The organism is Kineococcus sp. AC630, assembly GCF_979255925.1.
In genome coordinates this window covers 61,617-77,394 of the sequence record NZ_CEEDMJ010000006.1, presented here as the reverse complement: position 1 = coordinate 77,394, position 15,778 = coordinate 61,617, and the positions used below count along the sequence as shown (strand labels likewise).

The following is a 15,778-nucleotide window of genomic DNA, read 5'->3' as shown; positions in this document are numbered from 1 at the left end:
GCCTCGTGCTCGTGCTGCTCCCCCCGTCGGAGACCAAGTGGGCGGGCCCGCGACGCGGCACGCCCGTCCGTCTCGACGCGTTGTCGTCCCCCGAACTCACCGCGGCCCGGGAGCAGGTGCTCGACGCGCTCGTCGAGGTCTCCGCCCGACCCGACGCCCCCGAGGTCCTGGGCGCCGGGGCGAGCCTCGCCGACGTCGTCGCCGCCAACACGACGCTGCGGACCCGACCGGCCGCGAAGGTGTCGCAGGTCTACACCGGCGTCCTCCACGACGCCCTCGGCCTCTCGACCCTGCCCGCGGCGGCGGCCCGGAGGGTGCTGGTCTTCTCCGCCCTCTGGGGGGTCCTGCAACCCCGCGACCGGGTCCCCGGCTACCGGCTCTCGATGGGCACGAGCCTGCCGGGGATCGGTCCGCTGGCCTCCTTCTGGCGCCCGCGGCTCACCGCGGTGCTCGCACCCGAGGGCGTCGTCGTCGACTGCCGTTCCTCCACCTACGCGGCGGCGTGGGTCCCCGGGGGCGAGACCGCCGCCCGCACCGTCGGGGTCCGCGTCCTCGCCGGCGGGAAGGTCGTCTCGCACTCCGCCAAGCACACCCGCGGCCTGGTCGCCCGGCACCTGCTCACCCGCGGGGGTCGCGCCCCGAAGAGCCCCGGCGCCCTGCACGACGCCGTGTCCGAGGCGTTCGACGCGAAGCTGCTCGAACCGGCACGACGCGGGGGTCCCTGGACCCTCGAGGTGGAGGCACGCTGACGTGTGGTGGATCTGCGGGCTCGCCGGGGTCGCCGTCGTCGCGACCGGTCTGCTGGGGGGTGACGGCTTCCACGAGGTCGCCGGACGCGCCGCCCCCGTCCTCGCCTTCCTGCTGGCCGTCACGGTCGTGGCCGAACTCGCCGACGCCGCGGGGGTCTTCGACGCGGCCGCCCGGCTCGCGGCCCGCGCGGGTCGTGGCCGGACCTGGCTGCTGTGGTTGCTCGTCGTGGTCCTGGGCACCCTCGCGACGGTCGTCCTGTCGCTGGACACCACCGCGGTCCTGCTCACCCCGGTCGTCCTCGCCCTGGCCGCGCAGCTGGAGCTGAACCCGTTGCCGTTCGCGGTGACGACGGTGTGGCTGGCGAACACGACGTCGCTGCTGCTGCCGGTCAGCAACCTCACGAACCTCATCGGCCTCGACACCATGAAGGGTTTCGGGGTCTCCGGGACGGCGGGTTTCACCGCCCTCACCTGGGCACCGTTCCTGGCCGGTCTGGTGGGTGCCGTGCTCGTCCTCGGGCTCGCGCACCGACGGTCCCTGCGCGGGTCCTACGGCGCACCACCCCCTGCGCCGGAACGGGATCCGGTGACGTTCTGGACGGCGGCCGTCGTCTGCTGCCTGCTCGCACCGGCCTTCGTCAGCGGCATCACCCCGGCGATCCCCGCCGCCATCGCCGCCGTCGTGCTGGCCGTGGTGTTCGCGGTCCGCAAGCGCGACGCCCTGAGGTTCTCCCTGCTCCCCTGGCGGACGGTCGTCCTGGTGAGCGGGTTGTTCCTGGTCGTCGAGACGGCGCAGGTCCACGGCCTCGAGGACCTGCTGCGACCACTCGCCGGGACGGGTGAGGGGTTCCTGGACCACCTGCAGCTCGCCGGGACGGCCGCCCTGACCGCCAACGTCGCCGACAACCTCCCCGCCTACCTCGCGGTGGAACCCCTCGCGGGCAGCGCCCACCGGCTCGTCGCCGTGCTGATCGGGGTGAACCTCGGACCGCTCGTGACCCCCTGGGCCTCGCTCGCGACGCTGCTCTGGCTGGACCGCTGCAAGGCCCGCGGGGTGACGATCTCGTTGCCGCGCTTCGCCCTGCTGGGTCTGGTCGGCGTCGTGGTCTGCGTCCCGCTCGCCGTCGCCGCCCTGCAGCTCACCCGCTGAACGGCGGCGCCGTCGTCCCCCGCACGACGAGGCGGGTGGGGAAGCACCCCGTGTCGCGCACCGGGCGCCCCTGCAACAGGTCCAGGACCTTCTGCCCCGCAGCGGACCCGAGCGCCTCCGGGTCCTGGGCCACCGTCGTCAGGTCCGTGAGCTCGGCCAGCGGGTGGTCGTCGATCCCGATCACCGACATGTGCCGGGCGACCTCGATGCCGGCGCGCCGCAGGCTGCGGATGGCCCCCAGGGCCACCTCGTCGGAGAAGGCGAACACCCCGGTCGGGGACCGACGACCGGACAGCAACCGGTCCATGCCCTGCGCCCCGCCGCGCGAACCCCCCGACCACGAGACGACGAGTTCCTCGTCCACGGGGATTCCCGCCATCGCCATCGCCGTCCGGTACCCCTCCTCGCGGTCCTGCTGCGCCTGCCAGGCACGGTCGGAGTCGGCGACGGTGTTCAGCATCGCGATGCGCCGGTGGCCGAGCTGGAGCAGGTGGTTGACGGCCTGCTGCGCGGCGAGGACGTCGTCGACGGAGACGGACGGCACGGTCTCGGAGTGGCTGCCCGCGGCGACGGCCACCACCCCGGCGTCGTCCAGCTTGGCGAACTCCCCCGGGGTCAGCGCGATCGCGACGACGACGAGGGCGTCCACCTTGCGGCGCACCGGCATCCGGGCGAAGAACTCGACCCGGTCGTCCGGGTCGTCGACGCAGCGCACGAGGAGGTCGAGACCGGCGGGGCGGAGTCTGCGTTCGAGCCCCAGGACGACGGAGCTGCCGTACCAGGTGGTCAGGTCGTGCAGGACGACGGCCACCCTGCCGGTGGAACGCCCGGCCAGCGCGGCGGCCTCCGGGTTCACGACGTAGTCGAGTTCCGCCGCCACCTCCCGGATCCGCTCACGCGTCGCCGCGCTCACCCCTTCGAGGCCACGCAGCGCCCGGGACACCGTGCCCAACGAGACCCCCGCGCGCTCGGCGACGTCCGCCATGCGGACCTCGGACACCGGGGGCTGGGAACGGCTCCCGGGTCGGGACGGAGAACGCGACGTCGCGGGCATGGCAGGAATGCAACACCCGGAAACCCGCCCCGGTCCAGTTCCCGCCCTGCGGACCGGGTCCCACAATCGCCTGTGTTACCAAAGTGCAACGCAAGCGCTTGCGGAGCACTGACCTGCGGATTCGTACACGCAACCGCTTGCGTGGCGGCCGGTTGCGCGTTGACGCTCGGGAACCGTCGGGTGTGTAGTGCTCCAGCCGGTCCGGGTTCGCCGTGGAACCCCGGTCGAAGGCACCCGGACGCGCCGGAGTGCCCTGCTGCACTCCCGGCGGGAGTTCCCGCCTGCTCTCGACGAAGAGGAGAACGCTGTGTTCGGCAAGTCCCGCCTTTCGCGCAAGGCCACCCACTCCCTCGCCCTCGCGGCGAGCAGCATCCTCGTCCTCGCCGCCTGCGGCGGCGGCAACGACTCCGGCGGGTCCGGCGACGCCGCCGCCGCCGGGAACTCCACCGGTCCCATCACCTACGTGCAGGGCAAGGACAACAGCAACATCGTCCAGCCGGCCGTCGACAAGTGGAACGCCGCGCACCCCGACGAGAAGGTCACGCTCAAGGAGCAGACCGACCAGGCCGACCAGCAGCACGACGACCTCGTGCAGAACTTCCAGGCCAAGAACGCCGACTACGACGTCGTCAGCGTCGACAACATCTGGACGTCGGAGTTCGCGGCCAAGGGGTGGCTGCAGCCCCTCACCGGTGAGTTCGCCCTGGACACCTCGGGTCTGCTGCCGGCGACCGTCACCGCCGAGACCTACAACAAGACCCTCTACGCCGGCCCCACCAGTTCCGACGGCGGCCTGCTCTACTACCGCAAGGACCTCGTGCCCACCCCGCCGAAGTCGTGGGACGAGATGATGTCCATGTGCAGCATCGCGAAGCAGAACAGCATCGACTGCTACGCCGGGCAGTACTCCCAGTACGAGGGCCTCACCGTGAACGTCGCCGAGGCCATCAACACCTTCGGCGGTTCGGTCCTGTCCGAGGACGGCAAGAAGGCCACCGTCGACACCCCCGAGGCCAAGAAGGGCCTGGACGCCCTGGTGACGGCGTTCCAGGACGGCAACATCCCCAAGCAGGCCACCACCTACCAGGAGGAGCAGGGCCGGCAGTCCTTCGAGGACGGGAAGCTGCTGTTCCTGCGCAACTGGCCCTACGTCTACAGCCTGGCCAAGACCGACGGCTCCTCGACGGTGAAGGACACCTTCGGCGTCGCGGTGCTCCCCGGCGGCGGTGACGGCAAGCCGGGCGCGTCGAGCCTCGGCGGTCACGCCGCGGCCGTCAGCGTGTACTCCGACCACAAGAAGACGGCCTTCGAGTTCGTCAAGTTCCTGGAGTCCGAGGAGATCCAGAAGGACTGGCTGACCAAGGGCTCCGCGGCCCCGGTCATCGCCTCCCTCTACGACGACCCCGCGCTCGTCCAGCAGTTCCCGTACCTGCCCGAGCTGAAGACCTCCATCGAGAACGCCGTGCCGCGGCCCGTGACGCCGTTCTACCCGGCCGTCACCAAGGCCATCCAGGACAACGCCTTCGCGGCGGTGTCCGGCAGCAAGACGACCGACGCCGCGCTGAAGGACATGCAGGCCTCGCTCCAGAACGCCATCTCCGGCGGCAAGTGACCCGGAAGCCGTGAACCGGGGGCGGGACGCCGACGTCCCGCCCCCGGTGACGAGTCCTGAGGAGGACCCATGAGCTCCACGTCCGGTGTGGCCACCGGCGAGTTCGCGCAGGGCAAACCCCCGCTGAACCCCTCGGGGAAACGCGCCAGCCTGCACGACGGTTCCGGACGGCGTGCCGCCGTCCTCATCGCCCCCACCCTGATCCTGCTCGCCATCGTCATCCTGTACCCGGTCGTCTCGGCCGTCTCCCAGTCGTTCACGAAGGACGCCGGGCTCGACCCGAACACCGGGATGTTCGTCGAGGGCGGGTTCGCCGGCGTCTCGAACTACAAGCTGTGGCTCCTGCAGGACTGCGGCGGCGGCGCCTTCTCGTGCCCGCCCGGGACCCTCGGGTCGCAGTTCTGGACCGCGACGGGTGTGACGTTCCTGTTCACCGTCGTGGCCGTCTCGCTGGAGACGGTGCTGGGGTTCGTCTTCGCCCTCGTCATGCACCGCAACTTCAAGGGCCGGGCCATCCTGCGCGCGAGCGTCCTGGTGCCGTGGGCGATCCCGACGGCGGTCACCGCCAAGCTCTGGTACTTCATCTTCGCCTACGACGGGATCGCCAACAAGGTCCTCGGGACGAACATCCTGTGGACCGGGGAGGGGTGGCCGCCCAAGGCGGCGATCATCATCGCCGACACCTGGAAGACGGCCCCGTTCATGGCCCTGCTGATCCTCGCCGGTCTGCAGGTCATCGACGGCAGCGTCTACGAGGCCTCCAAGATGGACGGCGCGGGCGCGTGGCAGCGGTTCCGCTACATCACCCTGCCGCTGGTCCGTCCGGCCCTCATCGTCGCGGTGCTCTTCCGCACCCTGGACACCCTGCGCATGTACGACCTCCCGAAGATCCTCACCGGCGGGGCCGGAGACACCTCGACGTTGTCGATGCTCGTCGTCGACCAGGTCCGGACGGGTTTCAACGCCGCCTCGGCGTTGTCGACGCTGACGTTCCTCATCGTGTTCGCGGTGGCGTTCGTCTTCATCAAGTTCCTGGGCGCGAACGTCACCGAGCAGCGGGCACCGAAGACGAAGAAGGCGGTCTGAGATGGCGATCACGTCCCGCAGCACCGCGACCGGGCGCAGCGGCAAGGTCACCGCGTCCGGCGTGGAGGTCGTCCAGCGCCGCAACGTCCCGGGCGCCGTCCTCACCTACGCCGGGGTGGTGCTCATCTGCCTGTGGGGCCTGCTGCCCTTCTACTGGATGATCGTCACGAGCTTCCGCGACGTCGGCTTCACCTTCGACACCACCCCGTGGCCGACGCACGTCACCTGGGAGAACTACAGCACCGCCTTCTCCACCGCCCGCGGCAACCACTTCGGCCGGGCCCTGCTGAACAGCGTGGTCATCGGGGTCATCACGACCGTGGTGGGTCTGATCGTCGGCGTGTTCACCGCCTACGCCCTGGCGCGGCTGGAGTTCCGCGGGAAGTTCTACGTCCTGGGCCTGATCCTGGGGGCCTCGATGTTCCCCGGCGTCGCCCTCGTCACCCCGCTGTTCCAGCTGTTCACCAACATCGGCTGGATCAACACCTACCAGGCCCTCATCATCCCGGACATCTCGTTCATCCTGCCGCTGACGGTCTACACGCTGACGGCGTTCTTCACCGAGATGCCCTGGGAGCTGGAGGAGTCCGCGCGCATGGACGGGTGCACCCCCGGCCAGGCCTTCCGCAAGGTCATCCTGCCGCTGGCCGCCCCCGGGATCTTCACCACCGCGATCCTGGCCTTCACCGCGGCCTGGAACGAGTTCCTGCTCGCCAGTCAGCTGGGTGGGGACAAGGTGCAACCGGTCACCGTCGCGATCGCCAGCTTCGCCGGGGCCCAACCCCACCAGGAGCCGTACACCGCGGTCATGGCGGCCGGGACGATCGTCACCGTCCCGCTGATCATCATGGTGCTGGTGTTCCAGCGCCGCATCGTCTCCGGCCTGACCGCCGGCGGCGTCAAGAGCTGACGCACCCCTCTCGGACAGGAGACCGCCGTGCCCCCCTCCCCCCGCCCCGGCGCCACGACCGACGTCGTCCGCGCACGCCGGAACGCGCAGCACCTGGAGACGTTCGGTGGTCTCCTCGTCGCGATGACGGTCCTCGTCCTCGGCGTGACGATCCACGCCGAGGTCACCGGGGCCCCGGCGCTCAAGCTCGTCGGGATCCTCGTCCTGCTGCTCCTGGCCGACGTCGTGGTCGTCCGCGCTGCCCGCTCGCAGCGAGGACGCGCCGAGCGGTGAACACCACCTGGTGACGGTGGGCCGTCGTCCACCAGGTCGACGCCCGCTCCTGCGGCCGTCCCCCGCGCCACCCGCGCCGGGATCACCGCGCGCATCCCCCACCCGGTGCGTCTGACGTCCACCAGCAGGACCACCCGGGATCGACCCTGACCTCCTACCGCGAGGCCCCCGCCCGGTGACCGGAACGGCAGGGGCGGAGGAACCGGAGTTCCTACCGGTCCCCGAGGGCGTCGTCGCGTTCCGGCGCCCCGGCGGGTGGGTCCGCACCCCGAACTCCACCACCGACGCCGTCCCGCTCCCCCGGGCCGTGTCGTCCTCCGCGGCGGGGAGAACCCGACGGACCACCTGGCCGGTGAGACGGCGGTCTGGTCCCTGCCCTGGGGCCTCACGCGGCGAGGATCGCCGTGACGGCCTCCAGGGTCGGGCTGCCGGGGACGAGGTAGTCGTCGTGGTCGCAGTCGGCGGGGACCGGGAGTTCCCGGACGCCGGGCGACCCGATCGGATCCGTCCCGAGCCCGAACGCGGCGAGCCGGACGTGCGGGACGAACCGGATCGGGTCGGCGGAACCCCTCGCCGCCCAGCGCTGCACACCGTCGGGCAGGCGGCCGTCGCCGACGCCGGGTGAGGCCAGGTCGACGACGTCGTCGACGCCGTGGGCGGCTCCGTCGGCGAGCGCCGCGGCGCAGACGGCGCTGCCGTAGCTGTGGCAGACCAGGACGACGTGGTCGGCGGAGGTGTTGCGCACCAAGCTGTCGAGGAAGGTCCGCAACCGCCGCCCGCCGACCTCGGCGAGACCGGACTCGGCCGCCGAGAGGTTCAGGCCGGCCGGACCGACGTAGTCGGCCCAGGCGATGACGGCCGCGTCGGGATCGGCGTCGGCGAGCGCCACCGCACCCGCCCGCAGGGTTCCGTGGTCGAAGGTCGTGAGGTCGGTGCCGACCCCGCCGACGGCCACGGCGACGTCGCGGGCGGTGCCGAGGTCGCCGAAGACCTCGGTGACGAGTCCGCGTCCGGTCCGGTCGTGGGTGAGGAACTGTCGTCCGGCGGTCCGGGGGTGCTCCCCGTACGACGTCGGGACGGTCGTGACGGGCGGGGCGGTGGTCTCGATCGACGGCGAGAACCCGAGCAGGGCGAGGCTCAGCAGGAAGCAGCCGAGAGCGAGCAGCGGCACGGTGGCGGTGCGGAAGGCCTGGACGAGGGGCAGCACGGGCACGAGGGACTCCCAGGGGTACGTGAAGTCGTTGCGGCGCAACACCTCGACCCTCGCGATCCGGCCGACGGACTCCCAGGGCGCGAACCGACCTCTTCACCCTCGTGGCCCCCGCCCGGGAGGGGTCGTGCCAGCACGAGGGACGTCATCGGAGCGGGCCGCTACCGTCGGGCGGGTGGCTGCTCCGGGGACGTTCGCGCGTGCGGTGCTGCGCGCCCCCGTGAGCGCGCGGACGTGGCGCGAGGTGGGCTACCAGGCGCTGGCGTTGCTGCTGGCCCTCGCGGGTCTGCTGGTGCTCGTCCTGCTGCTGCTCGGGGTCGTCCTGTCGCTGACGTTCCTGGGGTTGCCGCTGGTGGCGCTGGCGTTGACCTGCGCGCGCGGGCTCGGTCGGGTGCACCGCGAGCTCGCCCGGCGGGTGCTGCGCGTCGAGGTGGACGAGCCGGGCCCCCGCACCCGTGGGCGGAACCCGCTGGACGGGTTGTTGCGCATCCTGACCGACCCGACGGAGTGGGCCGGGATGGGTTTCCTCATCGTCCAGGCGCCGCTGGCGGTGCTCGGCGCGGTCAGCCCGTTGACGCTGCTGCCAGCGGTGACGGGGAACCTGCTGGGGTCCCACGCCGCGAACACCTCGGAGTTCCCCGGGGTCCTGCTGGTGGGGGTCGTCGTGGTCTTCGGGAGCCCGTGGTCGCTGCGGTTGGCGGTGTGGGTGCAGAGCGTGCTGGTCCGTTCCACGAGCGGACTGGAGGAGGACAGCGACCGGTTGCGGCGCAGTCGGTCCGCCGTCCTCGAGGGGTCCGCGGCGGAGGTTCGGGCCATCGAGCGGAACCTGCACGACGGCACCCAGGCCCGGCTGACGGCGATCGCGCTGCACGTCGACCTGGCCCGCGCCCAGGTGGGCGCCGAGGCCGAGCACGCCCGGGAACTCCTCGACGTCGCGCACACGACGACGCTGGAGGCGATCACCGAACTCCGCACGATCATCCGGGGCATCCACCCGCCCGCCCTGGACGAAGGACTGGGGCCCGCGTTGACGACCCTCGCGGAACAGGCGGGACTCCGTGTCGAGGCCGACGTCGACCTGCGTGCCGCGGTGCTCTCCCCCGCGATCGAGACGATGGCCTACTTCTGCGTCGCGGAACTGCTGGCGAACGTGACCAAGCACGCCGCCGCCGACCGCGCGTGGTTGAAGGCCACGACGACGCGACGGCGGCTGCGGTTGGAGGTGCGCGACAACGGTCGCGGCGGAGCGGATCCGGCTCGGGGCAGTGGACTGCACGGGCTGGAGCGACGGATCGCGACCGTCGACGGGTCGTTGCGGCTGGAGAGTCCCGCCGGGCTGGGCACCCTCGTCCGCCTCGACCTCCCGGTGCGGGCGTGATCCCGTTGCGGGTGGTCCTGGCCGAGGACTCCGCGATCCTGCGCGAGGGCATGGTCCGGCTGGTGGAACTGCGTGGGCACACCGTCGTCGCGGCGGTGGGCGACGGTGAGCAACTCGTCCGGGCCGTGGACGCCGACGTCCCGGACGTCGTCGTCACCGACGTCCGGATGCCCCCGGACCACACCGACGAGGGGCTGCGCGCGGCGCTGGAGTGCCGGCGCCGTCACCCGGGACTGCCCGTCGTGGTGTTCTCGCAGTACGTCGAGAACCGGATCGCGCGCGACCTGCTCGGCGAGTCCGCGGCCGGGGTCGGCTACCTGCTGAAGGACCGGGTCGCGGACTCCGCGGAGTTCCTGGACGCCGTGGAACGCGTCGCCGCCGGGGGGACCGCACTGGACCCCGACGTCGTGGCGCAGCTGGTCCGACGCGGCCGGGACGCGCTGGCCGAGCTCACGCCGCGCGAGCTGGAGGTGCTCGCCGCGATGGCCGAGGGGCTGTCCAACGCCGCCGTCGCGGCCAGGCTGGTGGTCGGCGAGCGGGCCGTGGAGAAGCACGTGGCGGGGATCTTCACCACGCTGGACCTCCCGCCGAGCGCGGAGGAGAACCGCCGGGTGATGGCGGTGCTGCGCTACCTGCGCGGGCGCTGACGCTCACCCGTTCGGCCCACGCCCGTCCGCTGCTCCCCGCACCGCGGGACACGTCCCGTCCGAGCTCTCCCCTACGGTTCTCCGAGCACCACCGCAGACGGCAGGACATGGATCGGGGACCGATGAGCAACATCCGCGACGACCTGGCGCGCGCCACCCAGGCGTTCGCGCGGCCGACGCTCAACCTCCTGCGCCGCCCCAGCGGTCCGCTGGTCGTCGCCGTCCTCACGTGCGCCTTCGGCGGTCAGCGCACCCGCATCCCCGCCGACCGCTTCCACGCCCAGGTCCAGGGGCTGCTGGAGGAGGTGGCGCTGCACGGCCACGAGATCCCCGACACCCCCTCGCGCGAGCTGGTCCGGGCCTGGGTCCGCGAGCAGTGGCTCTCCCTGGCCCCCACGGGCGAGGACGGCGAGGAGGAGTACGCGCTGACCTCGCACACCCAGGACGCGATGGAGCAGGTCTCCCGCCTGTCCGGGCAGCGCGTCCTGCTGGGCGAGTCGCGCATCCGGACCATCCTCGAGGTGGCCCGCCGGTGCGCGCTGGAGGCCACCCAGGACCGCGACGTCCGCGTGCAGCGCCTCGACGAGCAGATCCGCCAGCTCACCCTGGAACGGGACCGGCTGCTGGCGGGTGGCGAGGTGGAGCACGCGTCCCGGGAGCAGATGCTCGGGGAGTACCTCAACCTCGAGGACCTGCTCTCGGCCCTGCCCGGCGACTTCCTGCGGGTCTCCGAGGAGGTCCGCCGCATCCACCGCGAGATCGTGGGCGACTTCCGCGCCGAGACGCGCCCCTCGGGTGACGTCCTCGACGACTACCTGCGCCGGGCCGAGGAGATGCTGACGGAGTCGATGTCCGGACGGGCGTTCGCCGGTGCCGTCGAACTCGTCCGGGACGAGGCGACGGCCCGCGCGCTGGGCTCCGACCTCACCTCGATCCTCGACCACGACTTCGCCGCGGACCTGAGCTCCGAGCAGCGCTCGGCGTTGCGGACGACGTTGGAGACCATCGCGGAGGGCATCGAACTGGTGCTGGAGCAGCGTCGGCGGTTGTCCGCCTCGTTGCGTTCGCACATCCTGCGCCACGACCCGCTGCGCGACCGGGAACTCGACGACGCGCTGCGCGCGGCGGCGGAGGCCCTGACGGGGTGGGTCGCCACCGCCGGGCCCCGGGCCACCCTCGACCTCGACCTGCCGGTGCCCGCGGCCCGGATCGCGATCACCACCCTGCGGACCCGCCTGCACGACCCCGCCGACGACGCCAGCCCCCCGCCGTTGCGCGAGCACGCGGACACCCCCGTCACGTCGTCCTCGCTGGAACAGCTGAAGCGCTGGGGCGGGCCGGACTTCGAGCGGTTGCGCGCCGCCCTGACCGGAGCGCGCGAGGACGGGGTGACCGGCACCGGCGAGCTGTTCGACGAGCTCCCGGACGACCTGCGCCGTCCCGCCGACCTGATGGGGTTGCTGCACCTGGCCGTCTCCGCCGCCGGCGGTGACCCGGACACCTCCCCCGGCGCCACGGTCTACACCACGACCCGCCCCGACGGCGTCGTGCACCGCTTCCGCGGCCCCGACCTGACGTTCACCACCCCTGAGCAGGAGATCGAGACCCCCGCATGAGCACGCACGACGACGAGTGGACCGACGCCGAACCGGAGGCCCTCGAAGCGCTCGACCAGGGGTCGGAGACCACCCTCGACGAGGACGGTCTCTTCCCGGGCGACACCGGCACCCTGCCGCAGGCGGTGCGGGCGGTCCTGGTGCAGCTGCTGAAACGCCGCTACCTCTCCGCCGAGGCGCACCCCCGACCCTGGCGGATCCTGCTGGAGCACCAGCGGGCGGTCCGGGCCCGGCTGAACGACCTGTTCCTCGACCTCGTGATCGACACCGACCACCAGGTCGCCTACAAGCAGCAGGTGGCCGCCCGTGACGGCCAGCGGTTCCCGACCCTGCTCTTCGACCAGCCGTGGTCGAGGGAGGAGACGATCCTGCTGATCTGCCTGCGCCGCCTCGCCCGCTCCCGCGCGGCCTCCGGGGAGGCCCAGGTGTTCGTCGAACGCGCCGAACTCGTCGACGAGGTCGGCCACTTCCGGCCGTTGAGCAGCACCAACCAGGCCCGTGACGAGCAGCAGGCCGCGACGGCCGTCGACAGCCTGCTGCGCCAGGAGGTCCTGCTGCGCACCGGGACGGAGAACCGCTACCGGGTGTCCCCGATCCTGGAACTCCTGCTGCCCGTGGACGTCGTCCAGCGCATCGTCGCCCGGCTCACGGGCCCCGAGACCCCCACCCACGCTTCGCCCGAGGCCCTGCAGGAGACGCTGTGAACGACGGACCGATGATCCCGGGGCTGGCCCTGGCCGGTGCCGGTCACCAGCAGTGGCACGTGGCCCACGTCCAACTGGTGAACTGGGGTGGTTTCGACGGCTACCACCGGGTCGAGTTCGACCCCCGGGCGAACCTCATCACCGGCGCCTCCGGCACGGGGAAGTCGACCACGCTGGACGCCTACATCGCGGTCATGATGAACACCACGACCGCGTTCAACGGCGCCAGCAACGACGCCACCACCGGCCGCGCCCGTTCCTCGACCCAGCGCAACCCGCTGTCCTACGTCCGCGGGAAGCTGGACGAGGTCCTCGACGAGGACACGGGCAGGAACCGCGACGAGACGTTGCGCGGTCGCGACGCCGGCGGGAACGCGACCAACGCCTGGTCCGGTCTCGCCTTCACGTTCCGGCACACGGGAGGTCAGAGCGTCACGACGATGCGGCTGTACTTCGCACCCGCGTCGGCGAAGGACCCCCGCGACGTCAAGGACCACCTCGCGGTGTTCCGCGGTGACTTCGACCTGCGCCGCGTCGAGCCCTTCGCGGAGCGCCGCTTCGACCACAAGCTCCTGCGCCGCCGGTTCACCGGCCTGGAGTTCTACGACTCCTACTCGAAGTTCGCCGCCTTCCTGCACCCCCTGCTGGGCATCGGCGCCGACGGCGACGGCACCGCCGCCATGAAGCTCCTGGGCCGCATCCAGGCCGGCCGCGAGGTCGTCTCCGTCGACCAGCTGTACCGGACGATGGTCCTGGAACGACCGCGCACGTTCGAGGCCGCCGACGCCGCGATCACCCACTTCGCCGACCTCGAGGCGACGTACGAGACGATGAAGACCGCCGAGGAGCAGATCACCATCCTCGGCGAGGTCCCCCGGCTGCACGCCGAACTCCAGGGCGCCCGCGAGGCCATCGCACTCGTCGACGCGCTCGACGCGGTCGGGTCGTCGCGCCACAGCGTGTTCGGGGCGTGGGTCGCCCGCACCGAGCGCGACCTGCTGGACGTCGAGGTCCGCCAGGCCAAGGCCGTCGTCGACGAGGCCACGGAGTCGCTGCGAGCGGCCCGCGCGGCGCGTCTCGCGGTGGACCTGCAGCTCGACGACACGAAGCGACTGCTCGAGGCCCAGGGCGGTGGCGCGCTGGAGTCCCTCGGGCTGCAGGTGAAGGCCGCCGAGCAGGAGCACGCCGACACCGAGGCCGCCTGGAGGCGGTTCGCCGAGCACACCCGCGTCCTCGGCGAGCTCCCCCGGGACCAGGCCGGGTTCACCGCGCAGCAGCGCGCCTCCGCCGACTTCCTGCGCGAACTGCCCGCGACCCTGCAGCGCCTCGACGAGCAGAGCCGGGCCCTCGACGAGTCCGCCGCGCCGGACCTCGCCGACCGGCAGCGGCTCGTCGCCGAGCAGCGCTGGTTCTCGCAGCGGTCCGACCTCGTCCCCCACGACCTCGACGCGGCCCGCAACGCCATCGCCGACCAGCTCGGGATCGCCCCGCAGGACCTCCCGTTCGCCGCCGAACTCCTCGACGTCTCGCCCGAGCACGAGCAGTGGCGCAGCGCCGCGGAACTCCTGCTCGGGGGTTTCGCCCGGACCCTCGTCGTCGAGACCTCGTTGCGTTCCACCTTCCGCGAACGCGTCGACCAGCTCCGGCTGCGCAAGCGGGTGCAGTTCCGCTTCGCCGAGGCCGAGCGCCCGGTACCGGACCTCGACCCGGCGACCCTCGTCGCCAGGCTGCGGGTCGCGGAGGACTCCCCCTACCGGGGGTGGCTCACCGCGCTGCTGGCCCAGGACTTCCCGCACCTCGCGGTCGAGGGGCCGGACGCCTTCCGCGACGACCGCGTGCGGCGCATCACCCTCGCCGGTCAGGTGCAGAACGGCGACCGGGGCGCGCACGGCGGGCAGGACGGCCTGCGGGCGATCCTGGGGTTCTCGCCCCAGGCCCTCCTGCAGCGCATCGGGGACGAGCTCGCGGACGTCGACGCCCGCCTCGCGGGACACCTGCAGCGCCAGCGGGACCTCGCCGGGCAGCGGGAGTCCCTGCTGCGCCAGGAGAAGGCCCACCAGCGGCGCGGGGAGGTCCGCTGGGCCGAGATCGACACGGCGGCGACCGCGGGCGCCATCGCGCGACGCCAGGCCGAGATCGACGCCCTGCTCGTCACGAACGACCAGATCGGGGTGCTGAGCGCCGAACGCGACCGGTTGGAGTCCGAGGCCGACCTCGCCCGGCAGGTCGAGGCCTCGGCGAAGGTCGCGCGCAGGTCCGGCGAGAAGGTCTGGGGCGACCTCGTCGCCGTGCAGGACGAGGTGAACGACCTGCTCCTCGAGCTCGAGGAACGCGGCGTCGGCGTGACCGACGAGCAGGTGGCGCACCTGGACGGCCTGCACCAGCGGTACCGGACCGAGGACACCCTGGAGAACTTCCGCCGGGTGCAACCCAAGATCCAGCAGGCCACGTCCGAGGGACGGGTCGCCGCCGTCGGGCGCGAGGCGGACGCCGCGGCCCGGTTGGAGCGCGCCTTCCGGGCGTTCCAGAGCCGCTGGCCGCAGCCGAACCTGGGCCAGGGCGTCGGCTCCTACGAGGGGTACCGCGCGATCCTGGACGAGCTGACCAAGCAGGGACTCGCGGCGCGGGCCGAGGAGTTCCGGTCCCAGGTGCTCAGCTGGTCCAGCGACGACCTGCTCACCCTGCAGACGAGGTTGCGTCAGGCCGGGGCCGAGATCGTGAACCGGCTCGCCCCGGTGAACGAGATCCTCGCCGGCCTCCCGTTCGGGCCGCACCAGGACCGCCTGCACATCGAGGTCCAGCCGCAGGTGATCCCCGAGGTCGCGGTGTTCCAGCGGGAACTGCGCGAGCTGGCGTCGGGGACGACGCGGATCGACGACCCCGCGGCCGTCGAGGCCCGCTTCCTCGCCCTGCGCGGGTTCATCGACCGCATCCGCAGCGGCGCCGGGACGGCCTCGGAACGCGAACTGCTGCTCGACGTCCGCAAGCACACCTCGGTCCGGGCGCTGCGGGTCGACGCCGAGACCGGGGCGACGCTGAGCATCTACGACCACCTCGGCGGCAAGTCCGGCGGCGAGGTCCAGGAACTCATCGCGTTCATCGTCGGCGCCGCGTTGCGCTACCAGCTCGGGACGAGCCGCAACGCCCTGCCCGTCTTCGCGCCCGTCTTCCTCGACGAGGGTTTCGTGAAGTCCGACGGCGAGTTCACCGCCCGCGGGGTGAACGCTTGGCGCGGGCTGGGGTTCCAGCTCGTCATCGCGGCGCCGCTGGACAAGGTGCCCGCCATCGAACCGCTCATGCAGCGGGTCATCGAGGTGACCAAGACCCCCGGCGGCTACGCGAAGGCGATCACCCTGGTCGACGCCGACGCCGACGCCGCAGGGTGAGCT

At 72.4% G+C, this 15,778-nt stretch carries 13 protein-coding genes; 11 read left to right on the top strand and 2 right to left on the bottom strand.

All coding sequences use genetic code 11. The features are described from left to right. The first annotated feature begins 5 nt into the window (after positions 1-5). Entirely contained in the window at positions 6-749 is a 744-nt protein-coding gene (locus tag AC0I8G_RS08185) for a YaaA family protein (protein WP_471729466.1), read from the top strand. 1 nt (position 750) lies between these two features. Beyond that, positions 751-1,899: an SLC13 family permease gene (locus AC0I8G_RS08180; protein WP_471729465.1), complete on the top strand. Its 1,149-nt coding sequence runs from the start codon at positions 751-753 to the stop codon at positions 1,897-1,899. Here AC0I8G_RS08180 and AC0I8G_RS08175 read toward each other — a convergent pair. Beyond that, complete coding sequence (locus AC0I8G_RS08175) at positions 1,889-2,899, bottom strand: LacI family DNA-binding transcriptional regulator (RefSeq protein WP_380260164.1); 1,011 nt, start codon at positions 2,897-2,899, stop codon at positions 1,889-1,891. The two genes, AC0I8G_RS08180 and AC0I8G_RS08175, sit on opposite strands and share 11 nt — an antisense overlap. A 361-nt stretch (positions 2,900-3,260) precedes the next feature. Here AC0I8G_RS08175 and AC0I8G_RS08170 point away from each other — a divergent pair, with 361 nt between their 5' ends. The 4 genes from AC0I8G_RS08170 (at position 3,261) to AC0I8G_RS08155 (ending at position 6,834) form a co-directional block, all read left to right on the top strand. Next, positions 3,261-4,565, top strand: coding sequence for an ABC transporter substrate-binding protein (locus AC0I8G_RS08170; RefSeq protein WP_471729464.1), 1,305 nt, complete (start codon positions 3,261-3,263; stop codon positions 4,563-4,565). 69 nt (positions 4,566-4,634) lie between these two features. After that, on the top strand, positions 4,635-5,651 hold the full coding sequence (locus tag AC0I8G_RS08165) for a carbohydrate ABC transporter permease (protein ID WP_380260166.1): 1,017 nt from the start codon (positions 4,635-4,637) through the stop codon (positions 5,649-5,651). A gap of 1 nt (position 5,652) precedes the next feature. Continuing rightward, a complete protein-coding gene (locus AC0I8G_RS08160; protein ID WP_471729463.1) occupies positions 5,653-6,561 on the top strand; it encodes a carbohydrate ABC transporter permease in 909 nt (302 codons plus the stop codon). 27 nt (positions 6,562-6,588) lie between these two features. Then, positions 6,589-6,834, top strand: coding sequence for a hypothetical protein (locus AC0I8G_RS08155; RefSeq protein WP_471729462.1), 246 nt, complete (start codon positions 6,589-6,591; stop codon positions 6,832-6,834). Positions 6,835-7,219: 385 nt separating this feature from the next. On the opposite strand, the gene AC0I8G_RS08150 is transcribed toward AC0I8G_RS08155, so the two are convergent. Further along, positions 7,220-8,089 (bottom strand): alpha/beta hydrolase, encoded by an 870-nt coding sequence (locus AC0I8G_RS08150; protein ID WP_471729461.1) that lies wholly within the window; start codon positions 8,087-8,089, stop codon positions 7,220-7,222. Positions 8,090-8,219: 130 nt separating this feature from the next. Here AC0I8G_RS08150 and AC0I8G_RS08145 point away from each other — a divergent pair, with 130 nt between their 5' ends. From AC0I8G_RS08145 to AC0I8G_RS08125, 5 genes are all read left to right on the top strand, one after another. Continuing rightward, positions 8,220-9,422, top strand: coding sequence for a sensor histidine kinase (locus tag AC0I8G_RS08145; RefSeq protein ID WP_471729460.1), 1,203 nt, complete (start codon positions 8,220-8,222; stop codon positions 9,420-9,422). A gap of 5 nt (positions 9,423-9,427) precedes the next feature. Next, positions 9,428-10,069, top strand: a complete 642-nt coding sequence (locus tag AC0I8G_RS08140; protein WP_471729597.1) for a response regulator — start codon at positions 9,428-9,430, stop codon at positions 10,067-10,069. Between the two features lie 122 nt (positions 10,070-10,191). Beyond that, on the top strand, positions 10,192-11,685 hold the full coding sequence (locus tag AC0I8G_RS08135) for a DUF3375 domain-containing protein (RefSeq protein WP_471729459.1): 1,494 nt from the start codon (positions 10,192-10,194) through the stop codon (positions 11,683-11,685). Then, positions 11,682-12,389: a DUF4194 domain-containing protein gene (locus AC0I8G_RS08130; RefSeq protein WP_471729458.1), complete on the top strand. Its 708-nt coding sequence runs from the start codon at positions 11,682-11,684 to the stop codon at positions 12,387-12,389. The genes AC0I8G_RS08135 and AC0I8G_RS08130 overlap by 4 nt, the downstream gene beginning before the upstream one ends. Then, the gene (locus tag AC0I8G_RS08125) at positions 12,386-15,775 is read left to right on the top strand and encodes an ATP-binding protein (protein WP_471729457.1); all 3,390 of its coding nucleotides are present in this window, start codon (positions 12,386-12,388) and stop codon (positions 15,773-15,775) included. Before AC0I8G_RS08130 ends, AC0I8G_RS08125 begins: the two co-directional genes overlap by 4 nt. The last annotated feature ends 3 nt before the right edge of the window (positions 15,776-15,778 follow it).